Raw genomic sequence first — 16,689 nt, forward strand, 5'->3', positions numbered from 1 at the left:
AATATCAACGAGGTATGAAAAGTTAGCAAGGAATTATGCCAGTATGGTTTCACTGGCATTTTCGATGATGTGGTTGCCGATGTATTGCTGAGTGAAATATGTACAGCAAAGATCAACAGGCCTTAGATTCTCAGCAAGTAAAACCATCACTCGAGCCCCTCTTGGTAACTTAATAGGCGCAAGATCACTATCTGGCAGCCCCAAACCTGGTGGGCGCACAGGCTCTTCGGGAAATACTAATTTACTACCGTTTGAATCTACCAACTTAGATGTCAGTTTTGAATACTACTATGATGAAGGCAGTTACACCTCCATTGGTTACTTCCGTAAAGATGTGAAAAACTTTATCCAAAACACCTTCACCACTATCACAGTAGATGGCTTACGTGACCCCTATATTGGTCCTAGAGCGATCCAAGCAGAAGCGGACTTAGTGGCTGCAGGCATACAAGCGACAGATGGTGCGATTTGGCAACAAATTATTGATAATGGTGGCGGTATAGATGATGATTGTTGCGAAACTCAAATTGTACGTCAAAGCGATGATGATCCCCTTGTTGAATGGCTAGTCAGCCAGCCTTCAAATGGTGAGAAAAAGATGGTGGACGGGATTGAATTCGCTATTCAACACTTGTTTGGAGAAAGTGGTTTTGGCGCTGGCTTCAACATGACCTTGGTTGACGGTGATGTGAATTACGACACTGAAAACTTCTCGGTACAGTCTCCGTTAAACGGACTCAGTGATTCTGCAAACGTACAAATTTTCTATGAAAAAGACGGTTTGTCAGCAAAACTCACTTATGCTTGGCGCGATTCGTACTTAATTGGGGTTGGTCAAGACCAAGGCACCGCTGAAGCGCCTCCTCAATTTTTTAAAGAATATGAGCAGTATGATTTAAGCATTAACTACGATGTAAACGACAATCTCACGGTATTCTTTGAAGGGTTAAACCTAACCAATGAAACTGAAGAGGGTTACGGACGTTACGAAGAGCAATTCTTATTTGCTCGTCAATACGGTACACGTTATAACTTTGGCGCGCGCTATTCATTTTAAGCGCCAGCCCGAACAAAAGCCGCTTTATTAGCGGCTTTTTGTTATTATTTTGTAAATTAAGTTCTAGAATATAAATCAATGGGAAAATGGCAGGAGGTAAGGTGTCAGATAATCCAATTCGTAATATTGTCATTGTAGGAGGTGGAACCGCTGGGTGGCTCACCGCTGGCGTCATTGCGGCTGAACACATGGCCCATTCGAAACACGGCATATCTGTTACCCTAATTGAATCTCCAGATGTGAAACCTATTGGCGTTGGCGAGGGTACATGGCCGACTATGCGTGGCACTTTGCGTAAAATGGGGGTCACCGAGACCGATTTTATTCGTTGTTGCGATGCAACCTTCAAGCAAGGCGCTAAATTTGCTAAATGGGTGACAGGGGCAAAAGACGATGCCTATTACCATCCCTTGGTTTTACCCCAAGGTTACGAGCAAATCAACTTAGCACCATTTTGGCAGCAACAAGCCGATCATATCCCCTTTGCCGATGCAGTCTCATTCCAAGGTCAAATATGTGAACGTGACTTAGCACCGAAACAAAACACCACGCCAGAATTCGCCCATGTAGCCAACTACGCATACCATTTAGATGCAGGTAAATTCGCCGCTTTCTTGCAACAACATTGTACTGAAAAGCTGGGCGTGAAACACATACTTGATACCGTTATTGCCATTAATAGCCATGATAGTGGCGATATATGCAGCCTTTCAACGAAACAACACGATGAAATAAATGGCGATTTATTCATCGACTGCAGTGGATTTCATGCATTATTAATTGGTAAACATTACCAAATTCCCTTTATCAACAAAAAACACATTTTATTTAACGATGCCGCCTTAGCGGTGCAGGTTCCCTATTCTGATCCCCAAAGCCCCATTGCCTCTCACACTATTTCTACCGGACAAAGTGCTGGCTGGATTTGGGATATAGGTTTACCTACACGGCGCGGCGTAGGCCATGTTTATTCCTCGGCCCATATTAGTGACGACCAAGCTGAAATGGAACTACGTCAATATATTCGTGATAGCATAGGCGATAAGGTGGACGACCTTAAGGTACGTAAAATTCCCATAGAGCCTGGACATCGAGAAACGTTTTGGCATAAAAACTGTGTAGCCGTTGGTTTATCTGCTGGATTCTTAGAGCCTCTAGAAGCCTCTGCATTGGTATTAGTAGAATTGTCGGCGGCCATGATCAGCGAACAGCTTCCGGCAACACGCAAAATCATGGATATAGTCGCAAAACGATTCAATGATAAATTCCGTTACCGCTGGGATAGAATCATCGATTTTCTCAAATTACACTATGTGCTAACCCAGCGCACGGATTCCGACTATTGGCTTGATAACTGCCAAACAGAGACGATTCCAGACGGCCTCACTGAGCTATTGGAGTTATGGCAACACCATTCTCCCTGGCACAGCGATTTCACTCAAACCGATGAAGTCTTCCCATCGGCGAGTTATCAATATGTGTTATATGGAATGGGCTTTAAAACCCAGCAGCCAAAGACCAGTAGACGCTCAAACAATCAAAATATAGCCTTGGAAAACTTCAGAAAAAACCAGCAAATGACCGAAAAGTTGCTCAGGGGATTACCCACTAACCGAGAGCTGATTAATAAAATTCAGCAGTTCGGGTTACAACGAATTTAAGGGTGATTTCATTGCTGAAAACTCAACAACTTTATACATTTATAATTAGCAACTTATTAGGAACTCCCCATGCCCAACCATCAATTACTGGATAACATTACTCACAAAGATTTACAGGTGATCACTGATTTCCTGCCCAATCTTGGGGATGATATAAGTTTTACCAATGTATTTGTATCTGAGTTTCGTGAAGCTCAGGGCTTGTATCCGTTATTTTTTCACAAACACACGGAAACTGGAAAGTTTGAAGCTATCGCACTGTTCGGCTTTGCGCCATTTGAAAATCTCTATTTAAATGACTCAGGCTGGCAAGGGAATTATATTCCGTTAACCATTCGCAGACGCCCTTTCCTTATTGGTTTTCAAAATGTTCAGGTTGATGGTGTTTTAACACAAGATCCAGTGGTGTTCGTAGACATGGACAGCCCACGAGTGAGTCAAACCACTGGCGAGAAAGTCTTTCTTGAACAAGGGGGCCAGAGTGATTACCTGCAGAATATCAACTCAATCTTGCAGACCATACATCAGGGGCATAGGCAAACTGACGAATTTATCGATACCATTCTTCAACACAATTTGGTTGAACAAGTCAGTATTAAAGTTCAGTTGAAAGACGGCTCAAATCATGAATTAAACAGCCTTTATACCGTCAATGAAGAAAAAGTAGCAGCATTGCACGGAGATGTTCTGCAAAGCTTGCATCAACAAGGATACTTACAGATGATGCATATGATGGAGGCATCCATGTCGAACTTGTCGCTGCTTATTGAAAAGAAAAATGCCACCCTATAAGCCTTTATGAATTTACCATTTACCTCAAACAACAACATAAAAGAAATACGTAACAGTACAGTCGCAGACTTAAACCAAGGGCAATTATCTAGTTCTCATCCCTGTGTTTTTAGAGGCTTAGTGTCTCATTGGCCAATTGTTCACGCTGCAGAACAGTCAACTAAGGTGGCGGTTGACTATTTACAGCAATGGGCTAATGATAACCCAGTACAAGCATTTGAGGCTCCTGCAGAAGTGGCAGGCCGTTTTTTCTATAATGATAACCTCCAAGGGTTTAACTTCCACCCCAAAACAACGACCTTTAATGGGGTGATGAAACAGTTAATTGAACTTAAGCATCACCAAAAGCCACCATCTGTTTACCTAGGTTCAACCTCAATTAACCACATTCTCCCTGGGTTTAGACAGCATAATGATTTAGAGGCTTTGCAGGACGCACCATTAGTGAGTATTTGGGCCGGTAACCGTTCCCGAATAGCTGCCCATTATGACATTCCAGACAACCTTGCATGTAATGTGGCAGGCAGGCGTAGATTCACCTTATTCCCTCCGGATCAACTTGCTAACCTTTACATAGGTCCGTTAGATTATACGCCCGCAGGACAATCAGCTAGTTTAGTGGATTTCCAGCAACCGGATTTCACTAAATTCCCGCAATTTGCTGAGGCAATTAAACACTGTTTCATTGTAGAACTTGAGCCTGGAGATGCTATTTTTATTCCTAGCATGTGGTGGCATCATGTTGAAGGACTTACAGATTTTAACGTTCTGGTGAATTATTGGTGGCGTCAAGTACCTGATTTTATGGGCACACCTCTGGATGCTCTCAATCACGCCATATTAGCCATCCGAGATTTACCTGAGTCTCAACGCAAAGTCTGGCAGGATGTGTTTCAACATTATGTTTTTGCCCCTGCAGACAACGCCCATATTCCAGCTTCTAAAAAAGGAATTTTAAATCCCTTAGATGAGCGTTTAGCACGACAGCTTCGCAGTCAGTTACTAAATAAACTAAACCGATAGGCCAAAGACGCAGCTAAACTTTACCTCTACGGGTTTCTAACTGGTCTCTAACTTCCCGGGCCGTCCCTTCAGTAATCGGGTAGATAACAATTAACCCTATTGCAATAAATGAACATATAATGGGGATACCCACATCAGCTAAGCGCATCAGGGTGATAGTGGACTCTGATTGTTCTCCACCAAGGGCGACGTCAAATCCAGTCCCATTAAGGATAAAGCCACCAGCAGCGAGCGCCACAGCCATGCCTAACTTAACGACCCACCAATAAATAGAACCAAACATGCCTTCCCGGCGCGCAAAGGTCTTTAATTCGTCAAAATCACATACATCAGCGATCATCGACCCCATCAGGGTAAATAACCCACCTAAACCAAAGGAAATAAATGGCACAGGGAGCAAAATTAACCAAGGATTTTCTGGGGAATAACAAAACCACTTTAATCCGTAACCCACAATGGATAACCCAATGGCGATAAAAAATGCATGACGTTTACCATATAAAGTAGAAAGTTTTGCGGTGATAAATATGACACAAAAAGTTGAAAATGCGGAGAGGGTTCCTGCCCAGCCCGCATATTCTGAACCAAGGTCGGTATCCCCCGCAAAAACGTAATAAATAATCACGTAAAATTGGAAAGACGACACCATCATAAAGCCGTTAAACACCAAAAAAGTCGCGCCACATAATGATAAAAAAGGTTTATTTTTTAAAGCCTCAGCAAACCCTTGAAAGAAACCTTTTAAACCTGGACTGAGGGTTTCAGTGTCAGTTGTCGCCGGTTTATCCAAAATCGCTAAATTTGGCTCTTTGAGAAATATCGCCGGTAAAATACCCACGAAAATAGTGAAGGCACCAATGATGATAGCTAACCAGCCTGCACCTTGAATCATGTCATCGAAGAAGTTATCGTTTTGCATGAACCATAAAAACCAGGGTGCTAATAAGTAAGCCATTTGCCCCATGAAATTTTGCACCGCCATCAGGCGAGTTCGTTCATGGTAGTCTGGAGTTAATTCATAGCCTAGGGCAATGTAAGGCGTGGCAAATACGGTATAAGCCAAATAAAAAAACAATGAACCAATAAGAAAAAACCAAAAGTAGAACATTTCACTTTGTTCTCTTGGTAGTTGCCAAATCAAAGCATAAATAATTCCAGCAGCAATAGCCCCCCAAAAAATATAAGGTCGCCGACGTCCCCATTTGGTTTTTGTATTATCGCTGATATACCCCATAAGCGGGTCAGTTAGGGCATCCGTTAACCGCGGCAATGCGCTAATTAATCCAACCAAGGCAGGATTCATTGCCAATCCCAGGTTTAACACTATGACCATGCCGCCAATTGCCGCACCTAACAAGTTATTAACCAAAGCGCCTAAACCATAAATGAATTTCCGCGATAACGGAATTTTGTCGTGTTCAGCAGTGACCTGCGTCGGATTTTGCTCACAAGTTACGACATTACTCTTGGTCATTTATAGGATTCCGCTGTTTACCAGGTAAAAATAAGCGCTGTATTTAACGCGCAACATGAAACTAATTAACAACAAAGTTACATTTTATTGGCAAGCAGACAAACCAAAAACGATAAGTTGTGACATTACACACGGTAAAGCGGTCAGTAGGTAAATCATCTGGGGTTAAATCAGTGTAAATACGAAAATATCTGTCTGCCCTATTTAACTCTTACCAAGTCCACTTTAGCTTGTTTAATTTGAATTGTGATATCTGGACGTTAAGGTTAATAGCGAAGGTTTAATGAATATTCCTCAAGGGATAATAGTATCTCAACTACGAATATTGCTTTACAGGATCACGCTAATTTATGTTTACCTCAGAACACGCTCACTCACTTAATTCCGTGCCACCTCGTTATTCAGACAGAATTAATCACCTGTTATCTAAAATGCATCTAGTCGAAAAGGTGGGTCAGCTTAGTCAGGTCATGGGCAATAATAGTGAGGAATTAGAACAGGATGTTAGGCAAGGTCTTGTTGGTTCAGTGATTAATGAGGTAGATGTAAACACACTGGCTAAACTGCAGCACATAGCCACACACCAAAGTCGATTAGGAATTCCGCTGCTGGTGGGGCGGGATGTTATCCACGGTTTCAAAACCATATTTCCTATTCCCTTAGGTCAGGCAGCAAGTTGGGATCCTGAATTAGTTAAAAAAGCAGCAAAAATTGCCGGTAAAGAAGCGTCGTTTGTTGGAATAAATTGGACCTTTGCGCCTATGATCGACATTAGCCGTGATCCTCGCTGGGGACGTATTGCCGAAAGTTTTGGTGAAGATCCTGTGCTGTCTTCAATTATGGGGGTTGCAATGGTTGAAGGTTTTCAGGGCGACAACTTTCAAAACCCTAGTGGTATAGCAGCCTGCGCTAAACACTTTGTTGGCTATGGTGCGTCTGAAAGTGGCAGAGATTATTGCACCACCAATATCCCTGAAAACGAATTGCGTAATATTTATTTACCCCCCTTTAAGGCCCTAGCTGATGCTGGGGTAGCAACCTTTATGTCATCTTTTAGTGACCTTGATGGTTTACCAGCCAGTGGCAACAAATGGCTAATGGATTCAATCCTTCGAAAAGAATGGAATTACCAAGGTTTTGTGGTGAGTGATTGGGAATCCATTGCTCAACTGCAAATACATGGTCTTACCGAAAGCCCAGAACACTCAGCGTTGACTGCTTTCGATGCAGGTATTGATATGGAAATGGTTAGCACCACCTATCGGCAAAACCTTGCAACATTGGTTGAAAACAAGCAACTAAGTGAACATGAGATTGATCAAAGTGTATTGCGAATACTCCATTTGAAAGAAAAGTTAGGGTTATTCGATATTGATTACCCAATAGAAGATGGGCAATCGTCGGATGCTCGTAAGCAGGCATTTTACGCCAATGAAGATCTAGACGTGGCTAAACAACTAGCGTTAAAAAGTTGTGTGTTACTGCAAAATAAAAACCGGACTCTCCCCCTCAATTCTGAAGCTTTAAACGCTATAGGATTAATCGGGCCTTTGGCGGATGATGGCTATGAACAATTGGGAACATGGATCTTTGATGGTGAAGAAGAAGCGAGCATCACCCTGAAACAGGCCCTTCAAAATGACTTAGGTAAATCAGTCACACTAAATTATGCCAAAGGGTTACAAAATACTCGAACCGACAACACTGATTTAGTAGAAGAAGCTATACAGGTGGCTCAAAGCTCTGATGTGGTTGTCTTGTGTTTAGGCGAAGAGTCTTTTTTATCAGGGGAAGCGCACTGCCGTGCAGAGCTGGACTTACCCGGTAAACAGCATTGGTTAATCGAACAAATCGCAGCCACAGGCAAACCTATTGTGTTGGTCATTATGGCTGGCAGGCCACTCACTTTAGAACCTATTCTAAATATGGTCGATAGTGTACTCTATGCTTGGCACCCAGGTACTATGGGCGGACCCGCTATAGCTGATTTGATTTTAGGTAAATCATCTCCTTCAGGTAAATTGCCAGTCACCTTTCCGCGTAAAGTGGGACAAATTCCAATTTATTACAATCAAAAGCATACTGGTAAACCGGCAACAGAAGAACAATGTATCCATATGGATGACGTACCTGAGCGTTCCCCACAGACATCTTTGGGTATGGCTGCCACCCATTTAGATACCCACTTCTCTCCCCTTTATGAATTTGGATTCGGTTTATCCTACGGAGAATTTGAATACACCCATTTAGTTCTCGATAAACATAGCTACGCACCAGGTGAGTCCATCAACGTCAAAGTGACCATTAAAAATGTTGGACGTTACGACGCAGAGGAAGTTATACAGCTTTATATTCGCGACTTAGTAGGTAGTGTTACTCGCCCGGTAAAAGAATTAAAACAGTTCAAACGAGTTTTGATATGCGCAGGTAAAGAAGCGGTGATCTATTTTAAGTTAGAGCAATCTGAGCTGGCATTTTACAATCGCAATATGCAATTAGAGGTAGAAGCAGGGACCTTTCATGTATGGGTTTCAGGCAGTTCAAAATCGAACTTAACAACCGAATTCATCGTTACTAAATCCTAAATCACCTAGTAAATATAGTCAGTCGCTAGTTCGTCGTTTAATGGGCGACAATTTGAGTTACAAAAAATATCGAGGAAATACCTCGATACTCAAAAAATGAAAAACAGCGCCAAATTTAGGTTGATGGGTAAATAAAACTATTGGGTATTGCTGGATAAACCAGCGACTGAATTAGATACATTTTCAGCTCCCAGCTTAATTTCTTGGATGGATATTTCAACTTCCTGCAGCAAGTCTGAACCTTTTTTAGCGGTATCGGACACCGAGGATATATGCTTAGTCACGTCATCCGTTAATTCTTGGTTAAGACGCACTACGTCACCAATTTCATTGGTGGAATTACTAGTCCGAGCGGCGAGTTGACGAACCTCATCGGCAACCACTGCGAACCCTCTGCCAGTATCACCCGCTCTTGCTGCTTCTATTGCAGCATTGAGGGCCAATAGGTTAGTTTGGTCTGCTATGGAACTGATAGTCGAAACAATAGTACCGATCAAGTTAGATTGTTTACCCAGATCTTCGATTAATGCAACAGATTCAACTACCAACTTCTCAATTGCACTAGCGTTTTGCACCGCATCTTTGAGTCTATCTGTGCCTTGTACTGCTATTGATGCGGTCTGCAACGCAGTGGAGTAAGCAACTTCAGCAGCTTCAGAAACGGCCATATTTTGCTTTACTCTATCTGAGATATCAGCAGCAAACTTAATGACTTTAATGACTTCCCCTGTTTCAGATTTAATGGGATTATAAGACGCTTCTAGCCAAACCTCTTTACCAGTAAGCGATTTTCTCACAAACATACCTGAGGTAAGTTTCCCGCTTTCTAACTCAGCCCAGAAGTTAGGATGCTCTTGATAGAACCTGTCTGAGCAAAATATTTTATGATGTTTCCCTCTGATCTCATCGAGGGTGCACCCAATGGTGTGCAAAAAATTCTCATTTGCATATAAAATGTCGCCTTGAGGCGAAAACTCAATGACAGCCATGGATAAACTTAAGGCTTTGCTAATGGCAAGTTGAGTTTGCAATGACACATACTTTTGGGTGACATCTGTCGCTATTTTAACTATTTTGGTAACTTTTCCGTTGTGCATAATTGGAAAATAGGTAGCATCTAACCAAAGTAATTCACCCCTTTTATTTAAACGCGCGAAAGTTCCTGAAAAACTCTCCCCTGATTGTAGCTTCTGCCAAAACTCGTAATACTCCCTTGAATTAACATACTCCGGGCACAAAAAATACGATGATGTTGGCCGCTAATTTCCTGACTAGTAAATTGAACGACGGAGAGAAACAACGAGTTGGCGGTTAAAATAATACCTTCAGGGGTAAATTCGATGTAAGCGACATTGTTTTTAATTGAATCCACTAAAGAAATTTGCTCTTGTAGTGACTCTTCTAATTCTAGTACTTTTTGTTTTAAATTTCGGTTAAACATTACAACTTCTCTTTTTTTAACTATCAATATGACAGTCGACAGCCCGCTTTTAAAACGGAGTTAGCTGTATAGCCAGATTAAGTAAGAGTTTTGATTCTGTCCATCTATGAAATTCAATCACCTCGATAAATCATTACATTCTATATAAAAAGTAAGACTTATTAATACCACTATACAATTTGTGTTACTCAAATAAAGTTAACATAAAAACCACGTGAAAAAACGCTAAAAACACCAAAAAGAGCAAAATATGACGCCAACTTTCTACATTGGTAAGGAAAAGTGCCTTGGCCAGATAGAGAGAACAATTCCCAATTCCCAAGTCCCGTTGTCTTCCAGCACTTAATCTTCTTGGAAGCGATTTTTTACTTCTAACATCTGATCAAGGTTTTGTTGAAATAACTCCACAATTTTAGGGTCAAAGTGTTTGCCCTTCTGTTCTTGCAAAAACCCCATGGTTTTATCAATTGACCATGCCTCTTTATAAGGACGCTTACTGGTTAGGGCATCAAAAACATCTGCTAGGGCAACAATACGACCGTGAATAGGAATATCTTCCCCGGCTAACCCTTTAGGATAACCACTACCATCCCACTTTTCGTGATGAGTTAACGAAACAACTTTTGCCAAATCGATAAGCTCAGAGTCCGATTCCCCTAAAATTTCAGCACCAATTTCAGGGTGCTTTTTCATAATTTCGAACTCTTCGGGGGTCAATCGCGCAGGTTTAAGCATAATATTATCTGGAATTCCGATTTTTCCAATATCATGCATTGGGGCAGCGTGAAATAAATCATCAGCTGCGCACTCTGAAAAGCCATAAGCCAAAGCGAGCAATCTAGAGTAATGGCTCATACGCACCACGTGCATGCCAGTTTCGTTGTCTTTGTATTCTGAAGCTCGCCCGAGACGTTGAATAACCTGCAACCGGGTGCGACGCAGTTCGTCTGCGTCAACCAATGATAAATGAGTGGCAACGCGGGCCTTCACCACAGCAGGAGAGATGGGTTTTGAAATATAGTCAACTGCACCTACCTCAAATCCCTTAGCTTCATCTGTGGCATCGGCAAGAGCAGTGACAAAAATAACCGGTATTTGCTTGCTCAGCTTATTTGATTTTAGGGTGCTACATACTTCATAGCCAGTCATGCCAGGCATCATTACATCCAATAATATCAAGTCTGGTTTGATTTTTTGCACCAACTCTAGCGCTTCGACTCCACTTTTCGCAAAAGTAAGAGAATAATGCTCCCTGAGAACTTGGTTTAGCACTCTTAAATTGGTTGGTTCATCATCTACCACGAGTAGCTTTTGCCGTTTAATTGTTTTATTCATGGCCTATAGCCTTCCCTAACTGTCTCGCAATTCAGTTTGCAACTTCTCAATTAAACCCAGGGTTTTCTCAAACTCGAAATCGTTTAAGGCTTCGACTATTTCAATCATTTTTGAAAACAGTGGATGATTGGTCTGTGTTGACAATTTATCTATCAATGATTCATCAAATTCATTTTTTCTAACATATTCGGCTAATTCATCTAATAGTAACAATACAGAATCATTACTTAATAATGGGTCTTCTGAAATTAAACTTTGGTTTAATGATTGATTTCGCATACCTATAATTTTAGCGATCTTATGTAGCTCTTCTTTCAACAGCTGAATCATAGTTAACACACTTGTCGCAGGGTGTTGTTCAAGGTTTTTTTCTAATTCAGCCGCAATACTAGCGAATCGAGCTAGGGATAAATTGCTGGCCACACCTTTTAATGCATGCACACTGTTTTCTAGTTCTGACCACTCTTCAATTTCAACAAAAAAAGTCAACTGTTCTAATTTAGCTTCACAGTCTCGAATAAATTCACCAACTTGTTTAAATAAAGTCGTTTTTGACCCCCACATATTAGTGCCGTTTTCTATGTCTATTGATAACAAATGCTCAACTTTTTCTGCCACGGACTTGTTCGCATCTTCAGCTCGGTGCAATTTAAGCACTTTAGCAATTTCAAATGAGAGCAGGTCAATATCGACTGGCTTGTTGGCAAAGCCCTCCATTCCTGCTTCCAATGCCGATAAACGGTCTTTTTCCAACACGCTAGCGGTTAATGCAACGATGGGAATATGTGGCAGCTTTTCTGTTTGCTCTTGTTCTCTGCGTTTTTGCGCAGCACTGAGTCCATCCATAACGGGCATCTGAATGTCCATTAACACCACATCTGGTTGATCATTGCGCATTCGAATGAGTGCCTGCTCGCCGTCTCGAGCAGCAAAGACAGTATGTTCTGCTCTGGTTAGAAGAATAGTCAACAAATCTATATTTTGTTGTAAATCATCCACCACTAAAATACGCAACTTGGGAAGTTTGGTTGGAGCGCGTTTTTCCGACTTTTGGCTGTTGCTCTCTACTTTTTTGAGAGGAAGAATAAAACAAAAAGTTGATCCTATATTAAGTTGGCTGGTTGCATAAATGCTGCCCCCCATTAACTCAACTAACTGTTTACTGATTGTAGTACCTAGGCCAGTGCCACCAAATCGGCGACTCATTGACTCATCCGCTTGCTCAAAGGCTTCAAAAACATTTTCCAGCTGGACATTAGACATCCCGATACCGGTATCTCTAATTTCAAATCGAACCATATCGTCGGCATGTTTAGACAACTTAATGGTTATATTTCCTTTTTCTGTGAACTTAACTGCGTTGCCCACGAGATTAGTTAAAATTTGTCGAATCCTATCCGGTACACCATGATAATTCCCTTTTATTTCATTGGCGATTTCAAGGTCGATTGACAGTCCTTTTCGCTGAGCTTGTAACCATAATGTGGATACAACAGCATCAATTTCTTCCACTATTGAGAAGTCACGATATTCTAGTTGAAATTTGCCTTTATCCAACTTGGCACTGTCCAAAATATCATTCAAGATATGCATCAAAGACTTAGCCGATTGATTGATAGTGCTGACATGTTTTTTCTGAGTGGATGACAATTCACTGTCAAGGAGGATGTCACTAAACCCAACTACGGCATTCATTGGTGTGCGAATTTCATGGCTCATATTGGCCAGAAAAGCCGCGCGTGCAGACGCGGCTTGCTCTGCCTTGTTTTTCGCCTGTAGTAACTCTTGTTCAATGGTTTTTCGCTCAGTGATATCCATAATAAAACCATCTAGATAACATTCACGGCCATCTTCGCTTTCAACTGCGCGGCCGTATCCAAGCATCCACTTCGTTTCGCCAAATCTATCAATAATACGGTAATCGATAGTGTATCCATCGGGAGCATTGAAATCAGTCTGTATAACATGGTCTAAATCTTCAGGATGAATAAAGTCAGCAAATGCGACCTTATTATTAGGTGCAATAAAGTCTTGAGGAGGATGACCAACAATATTTTCCACTTCATCACTGATAAACAACATTGGCCAGCCTTCCCCGTTTATGCAGCGATAAGCAATACCAGGTAAGTTTCCTAACAATGAGCGAAAGCGCGCTTCGCTTTCACGTATCTCCGATTCCATTTGCAGTTGACTACGCAGATCCGTTATGAAGGCCACAAAAAGATGCTGCTTTTCCATTTCAACATGTCCAATGCGCAACCTTACAGGAATAGTTTGGCCTAGTTTAGTGAGCGCCTCAACATCTCTACTGGCACCGATAATTTTAGCTTCTTTGGTACGCAAATAATTGCTGATGTAGCTATCATGGGCATCATGGTGAGGGGCTGGAACGACTTTATTAACATTATTTCCAACCAAATCTTCAGTTGACCACCCTAGTAACTTTTCAACTGAGCGATTCACGCTAATAACCTTACCCCATTCATTAATGGTGATAATAGCGTCCAGCGCTGTATCCATTGTTGCCACTAGTCGCTTTTCATTCTCTAAGGAACGTGCTGAAATATCTTTATACTTGAAGACAAAATTGAGGGCGATGACGAGCCCTATAATGACGAATGTAACCACCGCAATCGCTAGGGCTAAAAACATCGAAACGTGCTCAGACTGTTGTGATAACTCCATCCCCTCAGGCAAAACGAAACGCGCTGCCGCCATTCCAGTATAGTGCATACCAGAAATAGCAATCCCCATGACCACACTTGCCATCCATATTTTAGCAATGCGACTAAATTTTATTAGGTTAAACTTATCTAAACCAAAGCGAACATAAAGGGCTAGTATGGCCAAAATAACGGCAACTAAGATGGAAAGCATAAACATGGATAGGTCATAACGTAACAGTGGAGCCATCTCCATAGATGCCATACCGATATAATGCATAGAGCCTATGCCTGCCCCGATCAAGACACCACCTAGAATTAGTTGATTGGCCGTTAAATTTTGTTTGATAAGAAGGTTTAGAGCGACCCACGAGGCGGCTATAGCGGGGATCAATGAAACCACTGTAAGGGTCATACCGAAATACACGTCAGTGCATAGGTCAAATGCTAGCATGCCAATAAAGTGCATTGACCAAATACCGCCTCCCAACGCAATACTACTCACCATCAAGGCTAGCTGTCGCCGTTTTTTAGATAAGGTTTTAGAGGCTTGGTGACTTACCTGGAACGCCATATAAGAGGCAAAGATGGCAATAGCGACCGAGAGTAAGACCAGCCCCAAATTGTATTCGCCAATGACCAACAAATTGTTTGGTACTTCTTCAAAAACAGTTTTTATTTTGTTCGTCATTCCAATAGACCCTTTGGTTTAAAGCATTTAGCCTTTGCTAGAAGGTTTACTTAATAAGCGTTTTTTTGCCTAACATGCATGAAATACAGCGTTCGAAAGTCCTTCACTTATCCGAGACTAGCGCTTTTGTATAGAGGGGTAAGGTGTATAAATTCTAGTTTGTGTTTTCATCATTATATTGTTTAAGAAGACGATTTGAGGAAACGTACCCCCCACCCTTGTCAGTTACTTGCTAAAAAAGGTAAATTACCCCCTCCAACATGTCAACTTTACCGCGTAAACGGTGTGTATCGGCGTGAATCATTAAAAGTTAACGGGAAATTTTAAACCCGGCACAAAAAGATGGGGTGGGACGCTAAAACTGTGACAAAGCTTAGCAAAATCAAATGATTATTTTCGTTTTAGGGCCAGTAATATCAATTTTGAAGGGAGGAAGTGCAGCCTTAACTTCTTGGTCCATTCTCGATTTTGATAAGCACACCGTCATGGAACTCCAGAATTTTGTGGAATTGACCTTTAGGTTGAACATATAAAAACCGCTCCACTTTTACTCCCCGGTGCTTTCTTTGTTGGGTAGTTAGGTCTTCTTTATAGGTAGGTTCGCCGCAGATTAAAATGACATCGATGCTAGTGTCACCGGTCTTAATTAATTTAGAACCGCAGCGTAAGGTATCGGCATAGACTGAATGGCTCAATATACTGATGGTTAATAACAACCCAAAGCCTATTGTATTGCGAAATTTAAGCATTTCTACTTCCCCATATATTGACATCATAAAATGCAACATCAGTCACTGTAACAATTCACAGGGGAATAGCAACGCGAGCATAGGTATTTCACCTAAAATACGCGTTAAGTGTAAGCTTTGATTCGCTTAATCTCGTTATCTAATAGGCTATTCATTGCTTCCATAGTATTACTTGCCAACATAAAATAATTATCGCTATCAATATTTATTTCTTCTGGTGCTATAAGTTCTTTTTTAATGGTTTCGTTAAATAGTTTACAGGCGTTTCTTGCATCGATGATTAATCGTTTGCTCTCTTCATTAGAAAGGCCTGCCAGTAAACTAAAAGAAGTCATAGAATATTCTTGAATTTTTTGTTCTAAATATTTCAATTTATTCCTATCTTTATTGTTTATCTCTCTCGATGTGGCTGCTGCCATACCAATTGAGCGTGCTTGTCCAATAAATTCCACGGCCATAGGTAACTCTTTCCAAATGCATTGCAGATCGAGTATCTCTCGAGGTAACTTATGTGTCTTTTTCCAATCATCTGCAGCTACTTCCATTAGCCTTAATAGGTTCTCTATTAAATTTGTATGTTGGGTGAAGCTATCTTTAGAGGTTAACTCAAAACACTTTTTTTCAAGCCTTGGCCAGTGATCAATAAAACTCAGCCAACGAGATTGTTTTCTGAACACTTCATCTTTGTTTAAACCTAAGATCCCTATATTGATTTTTTGGCGCAACTCAACAATTAATGGCTCAACACGAAGATTGCCATTTAAATAGCCTGCAGATAAGCCTCTGTGCCTTTGCAAATTACCAATTAAAACCTTTAATTGGCTAATAACATCGAGGGCACGAATTAACCTAATACGGTCAGTTAGTCTCGTATAAGCTCTCACGAAAACCAAAGAAAATATCAAAACGGTTAATATGATGGTAAATGTTTCTATCATGTATCTCCTAATTGAAGCGTAAGGTGGGTAGTCGCATTCAAACGTTACGTTGATCATTAGATTTTCAATTGATTATGCAAAGCCAATAGCGCTAATCACAATGATAAGAATGACGAAACTTGTTTTAATGTTTGAAAAGCAAATATTGAGCCACTAAAGAAGATTAAGAGGGGAGGTGTGTATTAAAATGTTTCAAACACACTTTACACAATGATTTTTAGATCTATTGCCTAATTGTTGTCGATATTGGCTATATTAATCCTACTCTTTGTTGTGATAG

General features: G+C 41.2%; 9 protein-coding genes and 3 pseudogenes. 6 read left to right on the forward strand and 6 right to left on the reverse strand.

What is annotated here, in order from left to right; genetic code table 11:
- From ACYVIL_RS01120 to ACYVIL_RS01140, 5 genes and pseudogenes are all read left to right on the forward strand, one after another.
- Positions 1 to 91, forward strand: a pseudogene (locus ACYVIL_RS01120) (IS5/IS1182 family transposase); the annotation flags it as partial.
- A gap of 33 nt (positions 92 to 124) precedes the next feature.
- Positions 125 to 1,057: pseudogene (locus tag ACYVIL_RS01125) on the forward strand (TonB-dependent receptor domain-containing protein); the annotation flags it as partial.
- An 86-nt stretch (positions 1,058 to 1,143) separates the two neighbouring features.
- Complete coding sequence (locus ACYVIL_RS01130; protein ID WP_460311268.1) at positions 1,144 to 2,718, forward strand: tryptophan halogenase family protein; 1,575 nt, start codon at positions 1,144 to 1,146, stop codon at positions 2,716 to 2,718.
- A gap of 69 nt (positions 2,719 to 2,787) precedes the next feature.
- Complete coding sequence (locus ACYVIL_RS01135) at positions 2,788 to 3,510, forward strand: SapC family protein (protein ID WP_303474508.1); 723 nt, start codon at positions 2,788 to 2,790, stop codon at positions 3,508 to 3,510.
- Between the two features lie 6 nt (positions 3,511 to 3,516).
- Positions 3,517 to 4,533 (forward strand): cupin-like domain-containing protein, encoded by a 1,017-nt coding sequence (locus ACYVIL_RS01140; RefSeq protein WP_460311269.1) that lies wholly within the window; start codon positions 3,517 to 3,519, stop codon positions 4,531 to 4,533.
- A 13-nt stretch (positions 4,534 to 4,546) separates the two neighbouring features.
- On the opposite strand, the gene ACYVIL_RS01145 is transcribed toward ACYVIL_RS01140, so the two are convergent.
- Positions 4,547 to 6,007, reverse strand: a complete 1,461-nt coding sequence (locus ACYVIL_RS01145; protein ID WP_460311270.1) for an MFS transporter — start codon at positions 6,005 to 6,007, stop codon at positions 4,547 to 4,549.
- A gap of 350 nt (positions 6,008 to 6,357) precedes the next feature.
- On the opposite strand from ACYVIL_RS01145, the gene ACYVIL_RS01150 reads away from it, so the two are divergent.
- Entirely contained in the window at positions 6,358 to 8,592 is a 2,235-nt protein-coding gene (locus ACYVIL_RS01150; RefSeq protein ID WP_460311271.1) for a glycoside hydrolase family 3 N-terminal domain-containing protein, read from the forward strand.
- Positions 8,593 to 8,729: 137 nt separating this feature from the next.
- Here the strand turns inward: ACYVIL_RS01150 and ACYVIL_RS01155 are convergent.
- The 5 genes and pseudogenes from ACYVIL_RS01155 to ACYVIL_RS01175 form a co-directional block, all read right to left on the reverse strand.
- Positions 8,730 to 10,033, reverse strand: a pseudogene (locus tag ACYVIL_RS01155) (methyl-accepting chemotaxis protein).
- A 342-nt stretch (positions 10,034 to 10,375) separates the two neighbouring features.
- Positions 10,376 to 11,368 carry a response regulator gene (locus tag ACYVIL_RS01160; protein WP_303474513.1) on the reverse strand — a complete coding sequence of 331 codons (993 nt, stop codon included), beginning with the start codon at positions 11,366 to 11,368 and terminating at the stop codon, positions 10,376 to 10,378.
- Positions 11,369 to 11,383: 15 nt separating this feature from the next.
- Complete coding sequence (locus tag ACYVIL_RS01165; RefSeq protein WP_460311272.1) at positions 11,384 to 14,722, reverse strand: MHYT domain-containing protein; 3,339 nt, start codon at positions 14,720 to 14,722, stop codon at positions 11,384 to 11,386.
- A 443-nt stretch (positions 14,723 to 15,165) separates the two neighbouring features.
- Positions 15,166 to 15,471, reverse strand: coding sequence for a DUF2845 domain-containing protein (locus ACYVIL_RS01170; RefSeq protein WP_303474515.1), 306 nt, complete (start codon positions 15,469 to 15,471; stop codon positions 15,166 to 15,168).
- 104 nt (positions 15,472 to 15,575) lie between these two features.
- A complete protein-coding gene (locus ACYVIL_RS01175; protein ID WP_303474516.1) occupies positions 15,576 to 16,409 on the reverse strand; it encodes a nitrate- and nitrite sensing domain-containing protein in 834 nt (277 codons plus the stop codon).
- Between the last annotated feature and the right edge of the window lie 280 nt (positions 16,410 to 16,689).

It is taken from the genome of Aliiglaciecola aliphaticivorans (assembly GCF_054782055.1).

Bases quoted from the DNA above. Each gene is read 5' to 3' on its own strand.
- ACYVIL_RS01140 (WP_460311269.1), top strand. From the start codon at position 3,517: ATGAATTTACCATTTACCTCAAACAACAACATAAAAGAAATACGTAAC.
- ACYVIL_RS01175 (WP_303474516.1), bottom strand. From the start codon at position 16,409: ATGATAGAAACATTTACCATCATATTAACCGTTTTGATATTTTCTTTG.
- ACYVIL_RS01160 (WP_303474513.1), bottom strand. From the start codon at position 11,368: ATGAATAAAACAATTAAACGGCAAAAGCTACTCGTGGTAGATGATGAA.
- ACYVIL_RS01165 (WP_460311272.1), bottom strand. From the start codon at position 14,722: ATGACGAACAAAATAAAAACTGTTTTTGAAGAAGTACCAAACAATTTG.
- ACYVIL_RS01145 (WP_460311270.1), bottom strand. From the start codon at position 6,007: ATGACCAAGAGTAATGTCGTAACTTGTGAGCAAAATCCGACGCAGGTC.
- ACYVIL_RS01135 (WP_303474508.1), top strand. From the start codon at position 2,788: ATGCCCAACCATCAATTACTGGATAACATTACTCACAAAGATTTACAG.
- ACYVIL_RS01170 (WP_303474515.1), bottom strand. From the start codon at position 15,471: ATGCTTAAATTTCGCAATACAATAGGCTTTGGGTTGTTATTAACCATC.
- ACYVIL_RS01130 (WP_460311268.1), top strand. From the start codon at position 1,144: ATGGCAGGAGGTAAGGTGTCAGATAATCCAATTCGTAATATTGTCATT.
- ACYVIL_RS01150 (WP_460311271.1), top strand. From the start codon at position 6,358: ATGTTTACCTCAGAACACGCTCACTCACTTAATTCCGTGCCACCTCGT.